This window comes from Leclercia sp. GLN_9, from assembly GCF_043105735.1.
GTDB lineage: Bacteria > Pseudomonadota > Gammaproteobacteria > Enterobacterales > Enterobacteriaceae > Enterobacter > Enterobacter adecarboxylatus.
On sequence record NZ_JBICLV010000043.1, the window covers coordinates 1 to 19034 of the forward strand.

General features: G+C 55.0%; 24 protein-coding genes and 1 pseudogene. 14 read left to right on the forward strand and 11 right to left on the reverse strand.

All coding sequences use genetic code 11. The features are described from left to right. Positions 1-170: 170 nt before the first annotated feature. The 4 genes from ACF8PE_RS21655 to ACF8PE_RS21670 form a co-directional block, all read right to left on the reverse strand. On the reverse strand, positions 171-866 hold the full coding sequence (locus ACF8PE_RS21655; protein WP_392495267.1) for a hypothetical protein: 696 nt from the start codon (positions 864-866) through the stop codon (positions 171-173). Between the two features lie 318 nt (positions 867-1184). Continuing rightward, on the reverse strand, positions 1185-1577 hold the full coding sequence (locus tag ACF8PE_RS21660; RefSeq protein ID WP_392495268.1) for a hypothetical protein: 393 nt from the start codon (positions 1575-1577) through the stop codon (positions 1185-1187). A 304-nt stretch (positions 1578-1881) separates the two neighbouring features. Beyond that, a complete protein-coding gene (locus tag ACF8PE_RS21665) occupies positions 1882-2466 on the reverse strand; it encodes a hypothetical protein (RefSeq protein WP_392495269.1) in 585 nt (194 codons plus the stop codon). Between the two features lie 21 nt (positions 2467-2487). Then, the gene (locus ACF8PE_RS21670) at positions 2488-3276 is read right to left on the reverse strand and encodes a phosphotransferase family protein (protein WP_392495270.1); all 789 of its coding nucleotides are present in this window, start codon (positions 3274-3276) and stop codon (positions 2488-2490) included. 73 nt (positions 3277-3349) lie between these two features. On the opposite strand from ACF8PE_RS21670, the gene ACF8PE_RS21675 reads away from it, so the two are divergent. Further along, the gene (locus tag ACF8PE_RS21675; protein ID WP_392495271.1) at positions 3350-3928 is read left to right on the forward strand and encodes a nucleotidyltransferase family protein; all 579 of its coding nucleotides are present in this window, start codon (positions 3350-3352) and stop codon (positions 3926-3928) included. On the opposite strand, the gene ACF8PE_RS21680 is transcribed toward ACF8PE_RS21675, so the two are convergent. After that, on the reverse strand, positions 3914-4855 hold the full coding sequence (locus ACF8PE_RS21680; protein WP_392495272.1) for a LysR substrate-binding domain-containing protein: 942 nt from the start codon (positions 4853-4855) through the stop codon (positions 3914-3916). The two genes, ACF8PE_RS21675 and ACF8PE_RS21680, sit on opposite strands and share 15 nt — an antisense overlap. Positions 4856-4955: 100 nt before the next feature. On the opposite strand from ACF8PE_RS21680, the gene ACF8PE_RS21685 reads away from it, so the two are divergent. From ACF8PE_RS21685 to ACF8PE_RS21695, 3 genes are all read left to right on the forward strand, one after another. Continuing rightward, the gene (locus tag ACF8PE_RS21685; RefSeq protein ID WP_032613369.1) at positions 4956-5390 is read left to right on the forward strand and encodes a DMT family transporter; all 435 of its coding nucleotides are present in this window, start codon (positions 4956-4958) and stop codon (positions 5388-5390) included. A 7-nt stretch (positions 5391-5397) separates the two neighbouring features. Continuing rightward, positions 5398-5883: a DMT family transporter gene (locus ACF8PE_RS21690; RefSeq protein ID WP_230430941.1), complete on the forward strand. Its 486-nt coding sequence runs from the start codon at positions 5398-5400 to the stop codon at positions 5881-5883. Between the two features lie 121 nt (positions 5884-6004). Next, positions 6005-6691, forward strand: coding sequence for an RluA family pseudouridine synthase (locus ACF8PE_RS21695; RefSeq protein ID WP_230430942.1), 687 nt, complete (start codon positions 6005-6007; stop codon positions 6689-6691). 4 nt (positions 6692-6695) lie between these two features. Here ACF8PE_RS21695 and ACF8PE_RS21700 read toward each other — a convergent pair whose 3' ends face one another. After that, on the reverse strand, positions 6696-7571 hold the full coding sequence (locus tag ACF8PE_RS21700) for a LysR substrate-binding domain-containing protein (protein ID WP_392495273.1): 876 nt from the start codon (positions 7569-7571) through the stop codon (positions 6696-6698). Between the two features lie 109 nt (positions 7572-7680). Here ACF8PE_RS21700 and ACF8PE_RS21705 point away from each other — a divergent pair, with 109 nt between their 5' ends. From ACF8PE_RS21705 to ACF8PE_RS21715, 3 genes and pseudogenes are all read left to right on the forward strand, one after another. Further along, on the forward strand, positions 7681-8262 hold the full coding sequence (locus ACF8PE_RS21705) for a nuclear transport factor 2 family protein (protein ID WP_077227776.1): 582 nt from the start codon (positions 7681-7683) through the stop codon (positions 8260-8262). Positions 8263-8464: 202 nt separating this feature from the next. Then, a complete protein-coding gene (locus tag ACF8PE_RS21710) occupies positions 8465-9088 on the forward strand; it encodes an NUDIX hydrolase (protein ID WP_392495274.1) in 624 nt (207 codons plus the stop codon). Positions 9089-9102: 14 nt separating this feature from the next. Beyond that, positions 9103-9329, forward strand: a pseudogene (locus tag ACF8PE_RS21715) (PhzF family phenazine biosynthesis isomerase); the annotation flags it as partial. 199 nt (positions 9330-9528) lie between these two features. On the opposite strand, the gene ACF8PE_RS21720 reads toward ACF8PE_RS21715, so the two are convergent. Then, positions 9529-10047 (reverse strand): hypothetical protein, encoded by a 519-nt coding sequence (locus tag ACF8PE_RS21720; RefSeq protein ID WP_144882610.1) that lies wholly within the window; start codon positions 10045-10047, stop codon positions 9529-9531. A 584-nt stretch (positions 10048-10631) separates the two neighbouring features. Here ACF8PE_RS21720 and ACF8PE_RS21725 point away from each other — a divergent pair. From ACF8PE_RS21725 to cydB, 6 genes are all read left to right on the forward strand, one after another. Next, entirely contained in the window at positions 10632-10817 is a 186-nt protein-coding gene (locus ACF8PE_RS21725; protein ID WP_032613375.1) for a general stress protein, read from the forward strand. A 92-nt stretch (positions 10818-10909) separates the two neighbouring features. After that, positions 10910-11404, forward strand: coding sequence for a ferritin-like domain-containing protein (locus tag ACF8PE_RS21730; RefSeq protein ID WP_103792496.1), 495 nt, complete (start codon positions 10910-10912; stop codon positions 11402-11404). 31 nt (positions 11405-11435) lie between these two features. Next, on the forward strand, positions 11436-11942 hold the full coding sequence (locus ACF8PE_RS21735; RefSeq protein ID WP_103792497.1) for a ferritin-like domain-containing protein: 507 nt from the start codon (positions 11436-11438) through the stop codon (positions 11940-11942). Between the two features lie 15 nt (positions 11943-11957). Next, entirely contained in the window at positions 11958-12830 is an 873-nt protein-coding gene (locus tag ACF8PE_RS21740; protein ID WP_392495275.1) for a manganese catalase family protein, read from the forward strand. Between the two features lie 77 nt (positions 12831-12907). Further along, on the forward strand, positions 12908-14311 hold the full coding sequence (locus ACF8PE_RS21745) for a cytochrome ubiquinol oxidase subunit I (RefSeq protein ID WP_103792498.1): 1404 nt from the start codon (positions 12908-12910) through the stop codon (positions 14309-14311). Then, entirely contained in the window at positions 14311-15321 is a 1011-nt protein-coding gene (cydB, locus tag ACF8PE_RS21750; RefSeq protein WP_032613386.1) for a cytochrome d ubiquinol oxidase subunit II, read from the forward strand. Before ACF8PE_RS21745 ends, cydB begins: the two co-directional genes overlap by 1 nt. 584 nt (positions 15322-15905) lie before the next feature. Here the strand turns inward: cydB and ACF8PE_RS21755 are convergent. From ACF8PE_RS21755 to ACF8PE_RS21770, 4 genes are read right to left on the reverse strand one after another with little or no spacing between them, the layout of a single operon-like run. Continuing rightward, positions 15906-16892, reverse strand: coding sequence for an SDR family oxidoreductase (locus tag ACF8PE_RS21755; RefSeq protein ID WP_032613395.1), 987 nt, complete (start codon positions 16890-16892; stop codon positions 15906-15908). A gap of 9 nt (positions 16893-16901) precedes the next feature. Next, a complete protein-coding gene (locus ACF8PE_RS21760) occupies positions 16902-17426 on the reverse strand; it encodes a 2-oxo-tetronate isomerase (RefSeq protein ID WP_032613397.1) in 525 nt (174 codons plus the stop codon). Then, positions 17423-17875: a DUF421 domain-containing protein gene (locus ACF8PE_RS21765; protein ID WP_032613400.1), complete on the reverse strand. Its 453-nt coding sequence runs from the start codon at positions 17873-17875 to the stop codon at positions 17423-17425. The genes ACF8PE_RS21760 and ACF8PE_RS21765 overlap by 4 nt, the downstream gene beginning before the upstream one ends. Before the next feature lie 9 nt (positions 17876-17884). After that, positions 17885-18397, reverse strand: coding sequence for a hypothetical protein (locus ACF8PE_RS21770; RefSeq protein ID WP_392495276.1), 513 nt, complete (start codon positions 18395-18397; stop codon positions 17885-17887). Positions 18398-18539: 142 nt separating this feature from the next. Between ACF8PE_RS21770 and ACF8PE_RS21775 the strand changes: the two genes are divergently transcribed. Beyond that, complete coding sequence (locus tag ACF8PE_RS21775; RefSeq protein ID WP_032613403.1) at positions 18540-18932, forward strand: YdeI family stress tolerance OB fold protein; 393 nt, start codon at positions 18540-18542, stop codon at positions 18930-18932. Positions 18933-19034 lie beyond the last annotated feature (102 nt).

A 19034-nucleotide genomic window follows, 5' to 3' on the forward strand; every position in this document is an offset into this window, starting at 1 on the left:
TGTGATTATTTCATTGCGGTAAGAGTATCCAGATTGGCATGATCGGCCCCCTCTCCTCTTTGGGGAGAGAGTTGGGGTGAGGGGGAATCCCCCACCCGGTGCCTGACAAGAAAATTGCCATGCCGTGGCCTGTTTTCTGCAGCCAGGGAATTTATATCCTGTTCCCTGCGTTAAATACTCAAAGGGAAACTTAATATCACCGTCATGACAAACCAAAGGAAAATAGTAAACAAAAATATCCAAAAATGGTTAGAGAATGTCTCTTTAACTGACTTATTAGAATATTTTCTCACTAAATTACCTGTTACTAAGCCATCTGTAACAATAAGCAATATTAAGAAAGCCATCAACAAATGGTAAGCATAATCGTGTATTGGAAGAAGCGCCGCCAGATCGCTCAGCGCAGTTGTGAAGGGTATAACGGCTAAGGCGAAGGGGATAAAAAGCGCATTAGCTCTTTTTTTAAATGCAGCGTCTTCAATGTTATTAGAAATCGCCTCTTTGAAAACCTCCCATCGGTCCCAGTAGGTAAAGAAAATCACGATGGTCACCATACCGACGTTTAGCCAGGCTCTGAATAATCCAACCGCGTTAACAACTTTGTCAGGGTTCTCTGGATAGCCAAGGTATTCATTTATATGCGGCTTACATCCCAGGTATAAAAATAGCCAGACAAGTAAAATAACTAATAACGCGTAGTTTAATAACTTCCTGCTAAAAGGCGTCGTCTGTTCACTTTCTTTTTTCTGATTATTTTCCAGACATTGCGCGCAAACACCCGTCTGTTGTGCATGTGCTGCTTTTGCGGAAGGAGACTTGTTTTTTGTACCACGTTTTCTTTCCCATCCTTTTACCTTGACCGACACTTAACCTCTCCTTCAAATGATGAAAAAACGCCTTTATATGTAATGGAACACTGGCAGGAAACTGCAATAAACTTTACTATCCCGTCTATTTTCATTCGCACTTGTTACCGGGGAAATAACACCCTTGAATATTCAAAATATAACTGCAACCTGCAAAGAGGCCCTGTTTATCCTTTCATAATATTTATTATTATTCACCTGCCATTTATGGCAGCAGAAGTCGGGCTTGTGTCTGAGGCGCGGGTATAGGAGATAAGCCAGAGAAGGGGCGAATTGCATCCTGACGACATAAAGCCGCTGCAAAGCGGCTTTATTATTTCAGCGGAACATTAACGGCAATGACTCGTTAACCTTCTGCGCGAAAGCGGTCTCTTGCGCTGCACGAGGCGCAATAAAATCAGGGTGACTTATAACATGACTCGTGGCCAGATTGAGGGCGCAGGTCATTTCATACAGCACTCTTTCCTGTTCAGCGCCGTTGCTGTTTTGCAGACTCTGGGCGCAACCCTTTACCCGCAACAAATTTTCCGTCATGCGCAGATTCGCCAGTTTGAACTCATCGGCCTGCTGACCGAGGGATTTCAGCTGTCCCCTGCTTTCTTGTAACGCGGTTTCAAGCTTATCAACCTCATTAGAGAGCCGGGACACCATAATGAAAAGTATGGCGATCCCTATGACGACAGGAACGATTAACCACCATGACAGAAACATGAGCGTAACCCTGAAAGAGACTGAACGTAGTTACAGTTTTATTAGCAAGGTAATGAAAATCCATAGTAGCAATTCATGAGTTTAGTCGTTGCGCGATCGACTCCCTCTCCCTTGAGGGAGAGGGTTGGGGTGAGGGGGAGCATGCGGCTGTGATGGTGGTTCCGTTCACCTTACATTAAGCACTTCTCTGATAATCGCGTAACCCGTGAACGTGCGAAGAGAGTTCGCCGCCGCACGGCGATTCAGTGCGGCCTGATGCCCTCACCCCGGACCGTACACGCACCAGGAGCGCGCGCAACACGCCTTAAACGCCCGTAGCCTTCGGGTAAATCGTCAGATGCTTCTCTGAGCCATAAAACGGGATCACCAGAAACGCCATGCCCGCCGTTCCGCTGGCGAACTGCACCGCCATATCGCCGTTACGGGTAATGAACAGCATCCGGTCATGCCAGCGGCAACCGACGCTCATATCCGGGGTGCAATTTTTATACTTCGTTAACAGCACTCCCTCTTTGGTCAGGAAGAAGTAGCGGCTATCACTCCCGGACGGTTTTGCCGCCGATTCATCCAGCAGCACGTAAGTCACCTCCCGCAGCGTACTGTTTTGCGCATCCAGCGTTTTCACCTGCAACCGTCTGGCAGGATAGTTAAAGTGCAGCTCCACCATCGCCGCATTGTCGGCTCTGGCACGCAAGGTTTCGGCCAGATCGTTTGCGCCATAGTCCTTACCCCCGCCCGGCTTGAGCGGTTTCGTCATAAAGCGGTACACCGTGTGATGCCGAATATCCTGGCGGTTCGGATATTCGGCGTTAAATTGCGCTTTTTGCGGGGCGTTGACGACGCAACCGGTGAGTAACAGCAGACATAAAAGAAGAGAAAGTTGACGCATTGAGGTGCTCCACACAGGGTTTCAAAGAAGGTTGACGGTGCTCGCTAACCAGCCAGGAAGGTGTTCCCGATACCAGCTGAGATAACGTGGATAATCGCTTTTCTGCCGTGCATGCAGGAGTAAAACCACCTCCGTCACGATCCAGGCTTTCGCAATGGCAATCTCTTTGGTCAGGTCACGCCCGTCGGAATAACCGGCAATAAGGCGATAACGTTCGGCCATCGCCTTGAATGCCTGAGGGGTGCCCAGCCCTTTAATCAGGGGGGCCAGATCGATAGCCGGGCTTCCCGTACCAAACCGTTCCCAGTCAAAAAGCACCCACTCACCGTTGTCTCTTCTTCCCCAGTTACCTGCATTACTGTCGCCGGATATCAGACCCGGATGACGAAACAACGCCTCGCTGTGCTGATGAAAACAGCGCATCTGCTGCGCTGCATGATCCGGCAGGGCCAACAGCGCGAGGGATGCCTCAAGCGCGGCGGCTGACCAGCCGTGGGGATGACAGGTCCATGACGGATCCGGCGGATAATCATGCAGGCGGGCCAACATCGACAGCACCTCGTCGCTCGCCACGGCATCCTGATCTACCGGGTGCGGAATGTATTCCAGCCTTAACCTGCGCAGGGGGGCGTCGGCGGACAGCAGTGCGGGAGAAGCAACGCCCGCCAGACCAAGCCGCGGCGCAGCGGCGTGATAAAACGCAAACTCCACCTCGCTGACGGGGGATTTTTCAATAACCTGATGCCCCTGTTCATCGCGGATGAGCGTGACTTTTGCGGTCCCCATTCTGGATAAATTGTTATCGGACATGCATGATTCCTTTTGCACTCGCTGGCTGGTTATTTCTTTGCGCGTTTGAGTGTAGCGCGGGTGAGGCAAGGTGATGAAATATCAGCAGGCATTGCAGAGGGTATTGGCAGAAGATCCGGTGAGAATGGCGGCGCTGTCCGCGGTTCAGGCGCTGGACCTCCCCGATGGCTGGATTGGGGCCGGCTTTGTCCGGGATGCCGTATGGGATCATTTGCATGGCTACGGCCACCAGCCGATCGCCGGGGATGTGGATGTTGTCTGGTTCGACAGGGAACAGTGCGATCCGGCTTACGATCGCGCACTGGAAGATCAGCTCAGGCATCGTGCCCCCACGTTTAACTGGTCGGTAAAGAACCAGGCCAGAATGCATCAACATAACGGCAATCCCCCTTACGACTCTACCGGGAATGCTCTCCGCTACTGGCCTGAGACCGCCACGGCTGTTGCCGTCAGACTGCGAGATAGAGCCTTTATTGACACGCTTGCCCCCTGGGGGCTTGAGGATCTGTTTGAACTTCGCCTAAGACCAACACCGCAATTTGAACATGAGAAACTGGCTGTTTTCAGCCACCGTGTCGCCAGCAAAAAATGGCTGACGCGTTACCCGCTGTTGCAGCTTATCCTGCCCACACCCTCCTTATCGCGCTTCTGATTGCCAGTAAAGCGGCGACCCAAACGTCTCAACATAGTAATCAATCACCGCCCGCACGTTCAGCGGCGGGTGGCGCGTATGGGGGTAGATCGCCGCTATGTTGAGTGGCTCGGTATTGATGGAGGTCTCCCATTCCGGCAGCAGTTTCACCAGCTCACCGCTGTGGAACCTGTCGCCAATCAGCCAGTCCGGGAACAGCACTATCCCCATCCCGCCCAGCGCGGCGATAAGCAGGGTTTCGGCATTATTGGAGGACATCAGCGGAGAGACGGGATAGTGAGTCCACACCTCGCCGGGCCGACGCAGCAGCCAGCGGTTGGGGCCGGACGAGCCGCGATAGATCAGGCATTTGTGCTGCACAATGTCGTCCGGCGTTTCCGGCGCGCCGTATTTACGCAGATAAGCCGGGGAGGCGGCCAGATGATAAAACTGCTGGCCCAATACCCGGGCGTGAAACGTGGAGTCGGTCAGCGCGCCGATGCGAAAGATCACGTCGGCGGCATCCCGATGGGGATCGATGTAATCATCGGTCAGCGTCAGCTCAATGCTGAGGCGGGGATAACGCTCCGTCAGGCCGGGGAGACCGGGGGCGATATGCCGCTGGCCAAAAAAGACCGGGGCGTTAATGCGCACCACGCCGGACGGCTCCCGCTTGCGCTCATCCAGCTCCCGGCGCGCATCGTCAAGATTGCCAAGCATCTGTCGTGCAAAACGGATAAAGAGATGCCCGCTCTCGGTCGGGATAATGGCCCGCGTATTGCGGTAGAAAAGCTGCTGGCCGAGCGCATCCTCAAGCTGGTGAATGATGCGGGAAACCTGCGAAGCTGAAATCCCCTCCCGACGTGCCACCACCGAAAAATTCTGGGTCTCATAGACCGCCGTAAAGATCAGCAGCCAGCGAATCGTGATGTTTGTCGCGTCGTACATTAATGCATTTCCTGCACAGGTGTTTATTGCATTATGGCATTTTTCTCACGGATGTTCAGGCGTACGCTTCCCGGCCTGAACAATGGAGAGATGGCGTGGTATGCAACTGATATTGATTTTATTCGTTATTGCGGGCGGCATGGGGCTGTCCGTGGAGGCGGGATTGCTGGGGCCACTCGGCGGTGAAGTGGGCGATCTGTGGGCAACGTTCAGCGTGTTCGGCGTCGGTGCCGCCCTGACGTTTTTGCTGATGCTGTTTTTCAGCCCGCGCAACAGCCCGTCGTTTTTTGCCCAGCCCTCATGGCAGCTGCTGGGTGGGGTGCTCGGCCCGGTCTACGTGATTATCCTGACCATCGCCACACCCGCAATTGGTATCGCCATGACCATGATTGGCATCCTGGCGGGTCAGGTCTTTAAGAGCCTGATCATCGACCACTATGGTCTGCTGGGAACGCCACACCGCAAAATTGACAGTAAACGTATCATCGCGCTGGGCTTCATCATCGCCGCGCTGGTACTGGTTGCACAGGGGTAAAAGAACAATGACATTAATTATGATTATTCTGGCGGTGATCGGGGGAGCCACCCTGAGCATTCAGGCCGCCATTAACGGCCAGCTGGGCAGCAGCGTTGGGGTCTTTAAAAGTGCCTTTCTGACCTTTTCCGTCGGCGCGCTGATCACCGCCCTGCTGATCTTCTTCTTTGAGCCGAAACAGGCGGTCACCCTGCTGGATGTGCCCAAATGGCAGCTGCTGGGTGCGATGTTCGGGGTGCCCTATATCGTGATCATGGTATTTGCCGTGCAGCGTATCGGTACGGCGGTCGCCACGGTGGCGGTGATTTTCGGGCAACTGACCATGAGCATGCTGATCGACAACTTTGGCTGGCTGGGCAATACGGCGATTCCCTTCTCGATGAGCCGTCTCGGCGCCATCCTCTGCCTGGGGATCGCCCTGTTCTTTATCTACTCCAGCAGCAGAACGCCTGAAACGACAGGTGAACCTGCAAAGGAAACCGTCCGCGACTAACCTTATGCCCGGCCTGCCTCCCTCGCAGGTCGGGTAAGCACTGCGCCATCCGGCAAGCCCATTCGCCAGCGTGCGGCAAATTGGGTATCATCCCCTCCTCTTTTTTCCTCCGGTCTGCCTGATGTCTGCCATTATCGATACCTTTATTGCCCCGCCGTGCCACACCCCGATAGAGACGCTCTGGCAGGACGATTATCTGGTGCTGATCAATAAGCCCAGCGGGCTGCTCAGCCTGTCGGGCAAGAATCCGCAAAACCTCGATTCCGTGCATCACCGGCTGGTACAGACATTTCCCGGCTGCACCCTGGTGCATCGCCTGGATTTCGGCACCTCCGGGCTGATGGTGATTGCCCGTAACAAGGCGATCAATGCCGCCCTCTGCCAGCAGTTCAGCCAGCGCAGCGTCAGCAAGATCTACACCGCCCTGCTCTGCGGCCATCTGGCCGATGACGACGGGGTGATAGACGCTCCCATTGCCAAAGATCCGGCCCTGTTCCCGCTGATGTCGATTTGCGCCACCAGCGGCAAGCCCGCCCGCTCCCGCTATCGGGTCATCGAGCGCTTTTATCATCAGGAAAACGTGCCGGTGACGCGGGTCGTCTTCATCCCGGAGACCGGGCGCACCCACCAGCTGCGTATTCACTGCCAGCAGTTGGGCCACCCCATTCTGGGCTGCGACCTGTACGGCGGGCTTCTGCCCCCCGGCACCGAAAAGACGCCGCGACTGATGCTGCACGCCAGCGAGCTGCATTTTGTCCATCCCATTAGCGGGGAACCGATGGTTGTTCGCAGTGCCAGCCCGTTCTGAAAATCTACCCGGTCGCCAGCGTAAGATAGGCTTTTACCGTTTCACTGGTTGGCTGGCGTCGGCTGATTAACACCAGATTGGCGGTTAAGTCAGGCTCATTCAGCGGGCGATACACCAGGCCCGGAATAGCCACCTGCTGAAGGGGGGCCGGAACCAGGGCCAGCGCCAGCCCGGTTGCTGCTATCGCCAGCGTGCTCAGGGTGCTGCCCGAGCGGTACGCGATATCACACTTCTCCCCCAGCTTTTGCGTGAGAATGATAAACAGATGCTCATGCACGTCGTGTGCTTCATAGAGCACCAGGGGTTGTCCGGCCAGCATATCGACCGTCAGGGCCGCCTGCTGCGCAAGGGGGTGATCGTCAGAAAGCGCGACATGGATCTCCCAGTCACCTATACGCTTGACCACCATGTCCGGTGCCGTAATGTTGCTGTGCGCGGGGGTATAACCGATGTCCAGATGTCCGGCCAGAATGGCCTCGACCTGCTCCTGCGGGCCGGCCTCGTGGATCAGCAGTTCAGCATCAGGATAACGTTGATGGAACAGGCGCAGGTCGGCGATCAGCTTGCCGCTAAAAATGGCGTTCCCGGCAAAGCCCACCCGGACCCGGCCCGTCTCCCCGCGCAGGGCGCGCTCCACGCTTAGCCGGGTATGCTCGGCCTGCTCCAGCGTCCGCCGGGCTTCAGCCTGCAGTAATAGCCCGGCTTCGGTCAGCTCTACCCGGCGACTGGTACGGATAAACAGCGCCCCGCCCAGCTCATCCTCCAGCGCCTTGATCTGCATGCTCAGGGCGGGCTGCACGATGTTAAGCCGCGCCGCAGCCCGGCCAAAGTGGCCCTCTTCGGCGACGGCTAAAAAATACCGCAGATGACGTAACTCCATGCCCAGCCTCATCGATAATTAAAACTGATTGATCGGTCATATTTCTCTATTTCATTTTATCGCTTTCTGGCACCACACTACATCAGGTCAACTCACAGGAGAAAAAGCGATGCACGATAAACTTACCGACCGCCAGCAACTCAACGATCTGATGAATGGCTGGATGCACCGGGATTTAAGCGAATGGGCACAGCTGCGCGATCTGTTCCACCCGGACGGCACCATTGAGATCACCTGGTTTGAAGGGCTGGGAAGCGACTTTGTCGAGGGTTCCATGCGCATGGGCGCATCGGATTTACGCACCAAGCACCTTATCGCTACGCCCGCAGTCACCTTCAATGCCGCCGGGAATAAAGCGATCCTTGAAACCAACGCCATCATCATGGCGGAGAATGTGAAGCTGAATATTGGCTGCGAATGCCACAACCGCTTCTACGATCTGGCCGAAAAACGAGACGGCGTATGGCGGCTGTTCCGTCGTCAGAGCGTTTACGACATGGGGACCTTTACCTTCCCGATGGGCCCGGTAGAGGTTGACCAGCGCATCGTGGCGAAGTATCCACGGGAATATGCTGCGCTGGCGTATCTGCTGGAACAGAGCGGCTTCCCACTGGGACGCGTATTTGCTACCCGCGGTAGCGAGCTGGAGGCCACCATGAAAGCCGCGGCTCAAAGCTGGCTGGCCGCCTGACAGTTCCCTGACCGCATTGTGCTATACCCTCCATCATTCGGGTTGCATGAAGGCGGCGATGCAGTGAATCCCAGGCGCTTACTTCAGTGCGTGACAGGAGTGAGCGAGTCAAGCCAACGCGCAGGCGGCGTGTACCAGGAAGGGTATAAACCTCGATTACCTGTTAGGGTGCTATTTCCTGTCTGAATAACAGAGGTGAAAAATGCCGGAAGAGTTGAAAGATAACGATATCAATGCCCTGTATCAAAAACTGAATGCCATTGCTCAGACCGGGTTAACCTTTTCAAAAGATGTGTTTGATACCGAACGTTATGAAACGCTTCGTCAAATCGCCACGGATCTTATGGCTTCGCGCTTCGATATTGACCGTGAGACGCTTCATCATGTGTCCGAATCCGGGTACGCCACACCTAAAACGGATGTGCGGGCCTTTATTCTTCGTGACGGCAAACTGCTGATGGTTCGGGAAGTCGCAGACGGCTTATGGAGCTTACCCGGTGGCTGGGCAGACGTAGGCGACACCCCTTCCAGCGCCGTCTGCCGCGAGGTTGCCGAAGAGACGGGGTTGCAGGTCAAAGCGACCAAACTGCTTGGCGTCTGGGATCGCAACCTTCATGGTCATCCGCCCCTGCCATGGCATGTTTATAAGCTCATTTTTCTGTGCGAAGAGATCGGCGGCAGCCTGACCGTCAACCACGAAACCACCAGCCTTGGATTTTTCGACATCAACGAACTGCCGGAATTGTCGCTGACGAGGATTGTTGCCGAAGAGCTGGAGGTCAGCATGGCGATCGCCACGTCAGATCGCCCGACCTGGTTTGACTAAGTAAGGCTGATTCTATGGAAAGACGCTATGTCGCGGCGGATGTTTTTACGGATAACCCCTTTATGGGCAACCCTGTCGCCGTCGTTTTAGATGCAGAAGATCTGAGTCCTGAGCAAATACAGTAGATTGCCGTTGAGTTTGGCTACAGTGAAACGACCTCTATCCTTCCGCCAGAGATTGCTGCCCATACTGCGCGAGTGCGCATTTTTACCCCTCGCGTGAGATCCCGTTCGCGGGCCATGCTTAGATACAGTCTCTTCAGGTGGGTCAGGACGTTGATAGGGGGCGGGTAAGTTTCCTTTATTCGGGGTATGACGCCTCGTCAGGCAAATCCGTTGTTCCCGTGGGCGGCAACTGTGTCATTAGGATGGAAGGCGCAATCAGCCTGTAACGTTGCACAGACGGCTCCCCTCTCCTCTTAAGGAAAAGGGGAGCCACCCTCACCCCACCTGCTGCACCTCGGGTGCCAGATACACCCGCACATAGCGCACAAACTTGCCGACAAACACCCCGGCGAACAGCCCGCCGGTGATAATGACGAACGCACTGACCCCAGGGCGCTGCAGCACCTCGGGTGCGATGGCGCTAATCACCCCCAGCACGTACTTCACCGCGAAGGCGAGCATCATAAAAGGCAGGGCGGAGTAGTCTGCTGCACGATAGAGGCTGCGCGGCGCGGCGGCGCGCGCAATCGCCGTGCGTTTGATCAGGATATAGCCCATCGCCGCGCCGCTGAGTAGCCCCACCAGCCACAGGGAGCCGGTCGCCAGCGTCAGCGTGCGGAAAACCAGCAGATCGTAGATATCCCAGATAAGAAAAATAGCCGGGATGATGGCCAGCTTCTCCAGCGTCACCGTGGCGGGCTTACGCGCCTTGATGCCCCGGCTGAGGAGAAACAGCAGGATGAGATAGACCCAGAAAGGCGTATGGATCAGGATACCCGAAATGAAATCAATCATATGGTTCACCGTTGCAGCACCTGGATGACACCGTGTCACCGCTCCGGCTCAGTATTGCCTATGGCACCCGCTTCACCATCATACTTTATCAGGGTATTTAATCTCGCCCTTCGCTTACTCTTTTAGAAGTACCCTTTCCAATGAATCATTGTAATCTATGCATAATATACTCACCCGCTTCGCTAGATTATTTTTTAGTCGCCTTTATATACTGCGAATAATATAAAAACCAATTAAGACTAATCCCACGTATTTTAATTTTTTATGCACTATGCATCCGTTAACACCTTTGTAAACATACGTAAAGAACCCCGCCACGTCTGGACTCGCACGCTTCAGCGAGACACAGAAAAACAGGCAAAGCCGCCCTGCCGGAAGGTCGTTTGATAACATAACCTTGTAGAGAAATAGTATAAAAACAAGCGAGCCGATATTTTCTCCAACTCATCATGCGTACTGGAAATTATTGTAAAAATTCCGGTTTGACGATTTAAAAATAGTGGCTAAATTTAATTCTGAACGACACCGGATACGAATGAAAACGTATCTTACTGACATAAACGATGTAAATGAGGAAACATAATATGGCAGAGCAACGTGGTGGTTCAGGTAATTTCTCACAGGACCGTGAAAAGGCCTCTGAAGCAGGTAAAAAAGGTGGACAGCAAAGCGGCGGTAATTTCAAAAATGACCCGCAGCGCGCATCTGAAGCAGGTAAAAAGGGTGGTCAGCATAGCCATGGTGGCGGACGCAAATCCGACAACTCTTAATTCATCTCATTATTAAAGCCTGTTATTCACTTTAATCGGTAATCTGCGGGTCCGCGGGCTCGCAGAATTTTTATGTCACTGGAGAAAAGCATATGAACATGAAAAGTATAGAAGATGTGTTTATTCACTTGCTATCGGACACTTACAGTGCAGAAAAACAGCTTACCCGTGCTCTGGCGAAATTATCCCGCGAAGCTGCCAGCCCGGATCTGAGCGCTGCGTTTAAAGCGCACCTGGAAGAGACCCACGGCCAGATTGAGCGTATCGATCAGCTCGTGGAGAAAACGCCCAATATTAAACTGAAAAGAATGAAGTGCGTTGCAATGGAAGGCTTGATTGAAGAAGCCAATGAAGTCCTTGAAAGCACAGAAAAAAATGAAGTACGTGATGCGGCGTTAATCGCGGCAGCGCAGAAAGTCGAACACTATGAGATTGCCAGCTATGGCACCCTCGCCACCCTGGCAGAGCAATTAGGCTATACCCAGGCGGTAAAATTATTAGCCGAGACGCTGGAAGAAGAGAAATCCACCGATCTTAAACTGACCGATCTGGCCGTCGGTAATATTAATCAGAAAGCAGAAAAGTAAGCCTGAATTAACCGAACCCGAGGAAGAAAATATGAATCACGTAGAACACTACCATGACTGGCTACGCGATGCTCACGCCATGGAAAAGCAAGCTGAATCTATGCTCGAATCAATGGCGAGCCGCATCGATAATTACCCTGATGTTCGCGCCCGCATAGAACAGCATATTACTGAAACCAAACAGCAGATTACTGTGCTGGAAGAGATCCTTGATCGTAACGATATTTCTCGTTCGATGTTGAAAGACTCCATGAGCAAAATGATGGCGTTCGGCCAGTCTGTCGGCGGCATGGTCACGTCGGACGAAATTGTAAAAGGCTCTATTAGCGGCTACGTTTTCGAGCAGTTTGAAATTGCCTGTTATACCTCCCTGCTGGCCGCGGCGAAAAAAGCCGGGGACATGGCGTCAGTGCCTGCTATCGAGTCTATCCTTGCGCAAGAACAGCGTATGGCCGACTGGCTAATCCAGCATATCCCGGATACCACCGAGCAATTCCTCCTGCGTTCAGATGCTGATGGCGTGGAAGCAAAAAAATAACCCAGGAGTGAGCCTATGTTCCGACACGTAAAACAGTTGCAATACACCGTTCGCGTCGCCGAGCCGAATCCCGGCCTCGCGAACCTGCTGCTCGAACAGTTTGGCGGCCCTCAGGGTGAGCTGGCCGCCGCCTGCCGTTACTTCACGCAGGGGCTGGGGGACGACGATCCCGCGCGCAGAGAGATGTTGATGGATATCGCTACCGAAGAGCTGAGCCACCTTGAAATCATCGGTACGCTGGTCGGTATGCTGAATAAAGGTGCCAAAGGCGAACTGGCCGAGGGCACCGAAAGTGAAGCGGAACTGTATCGCTCCCTGACGGCCAACGGTAACGATAGCCATATCACCTCCCTGCTGTACGGGGGTGGGCCACCGCTGACCAACTCTGCGGGCGTACCCTGGACTGCGTCCTATATTGACACCATCGGTGAGGCCACAGCCGACCTGCGCTCCAATATCGCGGCCGAAGCGCGCGCTAAGATCATCTATGAACGCCTGATCAACGTCACCGACGATGTGGGTGTAAAAGATGCCCTGGCGTTCCTGATGACCCGTGAAGCCGCACACCAGCTGTCATTTGAGAAAGCATTGCAGTCGATTCGCAATAATTTCCCACCGGGGAAACTGCCGCCAATCGAACAATATGCAACCACCTACTACAATATGTCTGCAGGTGATGATCTTCGCGGCAGCTGGAACAGCGACGAAAACTTCGAGTACGTTGCCGATCCGCAACCCGCCGTTGACGGTGGCGATGGTACGGCTCAGGTCAAGCTCACTAAAGAGCAGGCTGCTATGCTGAAAGCAATGGCGGCTCGTACTGAGTCAGATCCGGATGCCAATCCATTAACGGGTGCTGAGCTGGGGGCCGGTAAAGAAAAACCGTAACCCTGCACCGAAGAAAAAATGCTGTACCACAATGCCCCGTTCCTTACGGGGCATTTCGCTGACAGGGGTAGAGTACGATGTTCGAACTCGATGCGTTCCATCTCGCCAGGCTTCAGTTCGCCTTCACAGTGTCGTTTCACATTATCTTCCCGGCCTTAACCATCGGTCTGGCCAGCTATCTGGTAGTGCTCGAGGGCATGTGGCTGAAGACGAAAAATGACGTCTGGCGCTCGCTGTATCACTTCTGGTTAAAAATCTTCGCCGTTAACTTCGGCATGGGCGTGGTCTCGGGCCTGGTAATGGCCTATCAGTTCGGCACCAACTGGAGCGGATTCTCCCAGTTCGCCGGGAGTATCACCGGCCCGCTGCTCACCTATGAAGTTTTAACCGCTTTCTTCCTCGAAGCGGGTTTCCTCGGCGTGATGCTGTTTGGCTGGAACAAAGTCGGGCCAGGCCTGCACTTTTTTGCCACCTGCATGGTGGCGCTGGGCACCCTGATGTCCACCTTCTGGATCCTCGCCTCCAATAGCTGGATGCACACCCCGCAGGGGTTCAGCATCGAGAACGGCCAGGTGATCCCCGAAGACTGGTTCGCCATCATCTTTAACCCCTCCTTCCCCTACCGCCTGATCCATATGTCCATTGCCGCTTTCCTCAGCAGCGCCCTGTTTGTGGGTGCCTCGGGAGCCTGGCACTTGCTGCGCGGTAACGATAGCCCGGCGGTGCGCAAAATGTTCTCGATGGCGCTGTGGATGGCGCTGCTGGTTGCGCCGATTCAGGCCTTCGTCGGGGATATGCACGGTCTGAACACCCTCGAACACCAGCCAGCGAAAATCGCCGCCATAGAGGGCCACTGGGAGAACCCACCGGGTGAAGCCACACCGCTGCTGCTGTTTGGCGTGCCGGATATGGAGGAGGAGCGCACCAAATATGGGCTGGAGATCCCGGCGCTCGGCAGCCTGATCCTGACCCATAGCCTGGATAAGCAGGTCCCGGCGCTGAAAGATTTCCCGAAAGATGAGCGACCCAATTCGCTGATCGTCTTCTGGTCCTTCCGCGTGATGGTCGGCCTCGGGCTGCTGATGATCCTGATGGGCGTTGTCAGTCTGTGGCTGCGCCATCGCCACCGGCTGTATCACTCCCGTCCGTTCCACTGGTTTGCCCTGAGCATGGGGCCAGCCGGGCTGGTGGCCATCCTTGCGGGCTGGATCACCACCGAAGTGGGCCGTCAGCCGTGGGTGGTCTATGGCTATCTACGCACCATTGATGCGGTGTCGCTGCACAGTACCTTGCAGATGAGCATCAGTCTGCTGGCGTTTTTCGTCGTCTACTGCTCGGTGTTCGGCGTGGGGTATGTCTACCTGGTGCGGTTAATTAAGAAAGGACCGCAGCCTACCGACAATCTCTCCCTGAATACCGACGGCAGACCCGCGCGTCCGCTCTCGGCGGCAGAACCGGTACCGGAAGAGGAGAAACCATAATGGGCGTCGATATCTCAGTGATCTGGTTTGCCATCATCGTCTTCGCCACCCTGATGTACATCATCATGGATGGTTTCGATTTGGGTATCGGCATGCTCTTCTACTTTGAGCGTGATCCGCAGGCGCGTGACGTGATGGTCAATAGCGTCGCGCCGGTGTGGGACGGGAATGAAACCTGGCTGGTGTTGGGGGGCGCGGGGCTGTTTGGTGCCTTCCCGCTGGCCTATGCGGTGATTATCGACGCCCTGACGATCCCCCTGACTGCCATGCTGATTGGTCTCATCTTCCGCGGCGTGGCCTTTGAGTTTCGTTTTAAAGCCACGCCGTCGCACCGCGGCTTCTGGGACATCTCCTTCGCCGCCGGTTCGCTGCTGGCGACCTTCAGCCAGGGCATTGTGGTGGGGGCGATGATTAACGGTTTCGACGTGGAGGGCCGTCGTTTTGCCGGTTCCGCGCTGGACTGGCTGACGCCGTTCAACCTGTTCTGCGGGCTGGGGCTGATGGTGGCTTATACCCTGCTGGGCACCACCTGGCTTATCATGAAAAGCGAAGGGGCGTTACAGCGCCATATGCGCGACCTGACCCGCCACGTGCTGCTGGCGCTGCTGGCGGTCGTGGCGGTGGTCAGCATCTGGACGCCGCTGGGCTGGCAGTTTGTGGCCGACCGCTGGTTCTCACTGCCTAACTTCTTCTACTTCCTGCCGGTACCGATACTGGTGGCCGTATGCGGGGTATTGATCTGGCGACTCACCCGAAACCCACACAGTCACGCTCGCCCCTTCCTGCTGACGCTCGGGCTGATTTTCCTCGGCTTCAGCGGGCTGGGCATTAGCCTGTGGCCCAACATTATCCCGCCGGGCATCACCATCTGGGACGCGGCCGCCCCGCCGTCCAGCCAGCTGTTTATGCTGGTGGGTACGCTGCTGATTATTCCGCTGATTCTGGTCTACACCGCCTGGAGCTACTACGTGTTCCGAGGCAAGGTCACGGATACCGAGGGTTATCACTAAAGGGCATGAAAGTGCCCCGCTCACTTGGGGCTGGCAGAGAAGTACAGAACGTAAGGTGAAGGGAACCGCAACCTGAGTCGCATGTTCCCCTCACCCCAACCCTCTCCCCAAAGGGGAGAGGGGGCCGACCGTGCCGCTCTTTTTTGTGCGGATCCCTCTGCTCTTGAGGAAGAGAGAACCCCTCACCCCAACCCTCTCCCCAAAGGGGAGAGGGGGCTGACCGTGCCACTATTGTTGTGCGGATCCCTCTGTCCTTGAGGAAGAGGGAACCCCTCACCCTAACCCTCTCCCCAAAGAGGAGAGGGGCTGACCGAGCCACTATTTTTGTGCAGCTCCCTCTGCCCTTGAGGGAGAGGTAACCCCTCACCCTAACCCTCTCCCCAAAGAGGAGAGGGGCTGACCGAGCCACTATTTTTGTGCAGCTCCCTCTGCCCTTGAGGGAGAGGGAACCCCTCACCCCAACCCTCTCCCCAAAGAGGAAAGGGGGCTGACCGTGCCGCTCTTTTTTGTGAGGATCCTTCTGCCCTTGAGGGGTACTTCGCCGGGATCGCCGGGTGGCGCTCAGGCTTACCCGGCCTGTAACACTACTTCCGCCGTCCTATCAACTTACCGATCAGCACCAGCCCGGTCACCACCGCGGTACCCACCAGCACTTTACCCGGCACGCCGGAGGTGATGGCTGCGGCCCGGGATTTGGCCTCCGGTGAAAAATGACCGTGTATCCGATGCTCGCCGCCGACCGGGTTGGCGAGATTATCCTGTCTGTCTGGCGGGTTGAGCGCCTCCTCCATCTGCCCTTCCCAGGCATTTTTCACCATCATCCGGTCGAGAAGACCGGGGAACAGAAACTGCCCGACAATCGCCCCGATGGTGCTGCGCCCCACCCACAGCTCGCGCACCGGCTTTTGCGCCACGCCGTAAATCGCCTCGGCGGCGACCTCCGGCTGAAAGACCGGCGCAACCGGGCGCATACTGTAAGCAAACTTGTTCCGCGCCCAGTCAAACTGCGGGGTGTTCAGCCCCGGCATCTGCACCATCGCCAGGTGTACGCCGCTGCGCTCGTGCATCAGCTCGGTACGCAGCGCATCGGTGAAGCCGCGGATCGCCGCCTTGGCGCCGCAGTAGGCCGACTGGAGTGGAATGGAGCGGTAGGCCAGCGCGGAGCCGACCTGGATAATCACCCCGCTGTCACGGGGGATCATCTGCTCCATTGCGGCCCGCGTGCCGTTAACGCAGCCCAGATAGGTCACCTCCGTTACCCGGCGAAACTCATCGTCGGTGATGCTGTAAAACGGCGCCAGGGTGGTACACATGGCGTTGTTTATCCACACGTCGATAGCGCCCAGCTGGTCGGCCAGGGTTTGAGCCGCCTGGCTCAGCGCCGTGGCGTCCACCACATCCACACTCACCGCATGGCAGTTGACGCCATAGTTCGCCACCTCCGCCCGCGTGGCCTCAAGACTATGATCATCGCGGGCGATAAGTCCCACGTCGTATCCCGCCGCCGCAAAACGCAGCGCGGTTGCTTTCCCTACCCCAGCCGTTGCGCCGGTAATTACCACCACACTCATAGCCTCTCCTTAATGCAACTGCTTTTTCCAGTGCGGCACCTGCCGCAACAGTTCAGAAAGCGCATAGCGAACCGCTTTCTCGATCACGTCTTCACACTCGCCGGTAAAGTGCTGTACGGCGGTGGTCACTTCGCCGCGAAAGCACCAGCCAAACCAGACGGTGCCCGCCGGGGTACCATCTTCCCCGCCATCCGGCCCCGCGTAACCGCTGATAGCGATGCTGACATCGGCATCGGCCAGCTTGAGTGCCCCTTCGGCCATCTCGCCCACCGTCTGGCTACTTACGGCGGTGTACTTTTCAAGCGTGGCATTGCTGACGCCCAACACCTTGTGTTTAGCTTCATTGTTAAAGGTCACCACGCCGGTGCCAAAGAAGGAGGCAGTATCCTTTTCTGCACAGAGTGCAGAGGCCACATTGCCACCGGTACAGGACTCTGCCGTGGTAAGCAGCCAGCCTAAGTCGGTCAACACCGTTGACACCTGGCGGGTGAGTTCCTTGGTGGTTTTGGCCTGGTTCCAGATATTTTCTTTCATGATTCACTCTCTTCGGGAATAATCGATATATGCCCATTACGTTCAAGGATTGCGTATTTAATTTTCTCCAGCTGATATATGCCGTGATTTTGTCGGGCCGATACCAGAATATCGTCGCAGGAGACATCCACTTTCTTTAATTTCTCTTGTTGTAATTCACCGTGCACCACCAGAATAACCGGCGAGCCATCGAACATGGATTCCGCACCGGAAATGTATTTTTTTGCCAGCCCGAAAAGCATATCAATCACCACCAGCGTAATAATGGTTAGCATGGCACCGGTCACCGAAAAATCATCCCCTAGCAGCGCCTGCTGCGTGGCCTCACTAATTATCAATAACAGGATTAAATCAAAGCTGGTCATTTGCAGCAGCGCCCGCCTTCCGGCGATTTTAAACACCACCAGCAAAATCAGATAAATCGCCACCGCCCTGAGTATCATTTCCATGCTGGTCCCCTACGGGTAGATAAATTGCCAGAAAGAGAGACCCGGCTGATTATTTACGGTGACGGTGGTGACGGTCTTACCAGGTTTATCCGGGGTGTTATAGATCCAGACGTTAAAATCTTTGCGTGACTTTGCCTCCTGATAAACCAGCACCAGCTCCCCACCCTCGCTGTGCATTTCATCAGGCTGCGGCCAGATATTATCGGTTTGCGTTCGCGCCATATATTCTCCACCGACACGCAACGTCAGCGGCGCAGTGCCTTGACCGGGCAACGTAATTTTTAGCTCAAGGGGCGTTTGCAGTCGGCCAAAGCGCTGATATTTCACCTGCACACTCTTGGCGGCGTTGGTTTTTATCGCGTCGCTAAAATAACCGCCTGAAAAAACGCCTGCCAGCGCAGCGGCAATAATCAACAATAACAGCACAAAACCGAAGCGGCGGGCATCGTATTCAAACTGCAGAGCGGTATGGTTTTGTTTCACACCGGGCAAAGGAGGGGAACTTTCTTTTACTTTTGCCATATATCACCTCACCGTCTCGTTAATTAATATTATGCAGCCAGATGATTTTTATAGATAAATTTGATTAGGAGTGTTCTTGTTTGCAAAATAAAAAATAGCAACCAGGCTTAATCTGTCAAGCAAGTTAAACTAAGGAGGCAGTATGAAATTAACCGTCGCACCCTTATTGTGTTGTCTTTTAATCTCAACGGCGTATGCCGAAGATAATGGTGGACTTAAAAAAGATACTGCTCCTCCAGCGCCACACTCCCTGGATGATGGCTATCGCGGGGCGGAAGACGCCAGAATCATGACCGTGGAGCAGGCCAAAGAGATGCACGATGGCGCCACGATCTCCTTACGGGGTAATCTCATTGATGGCGGCGAAGGGGATAAATTTAAATTCCGCGATAAAACCGGCACCATTGATACAGTAATTCCCAAGGCCGTATTTGATGGCCGCACCGTCCAGCCCGATAATATGATCAGCATTAACGGTAGTCTGGATAAGAAATCAACGCCTCCGGTTGTGCGCGTTGACCGCATTCAGAAATAAGCGTTAATTTCACTTAAGTTTCACGTGGATATTTCCCGCAATCCACGTGAAACCCCCGATATATTCTTTCCCGGCGCAAACCTACCAGAATTAAGGAGCCTG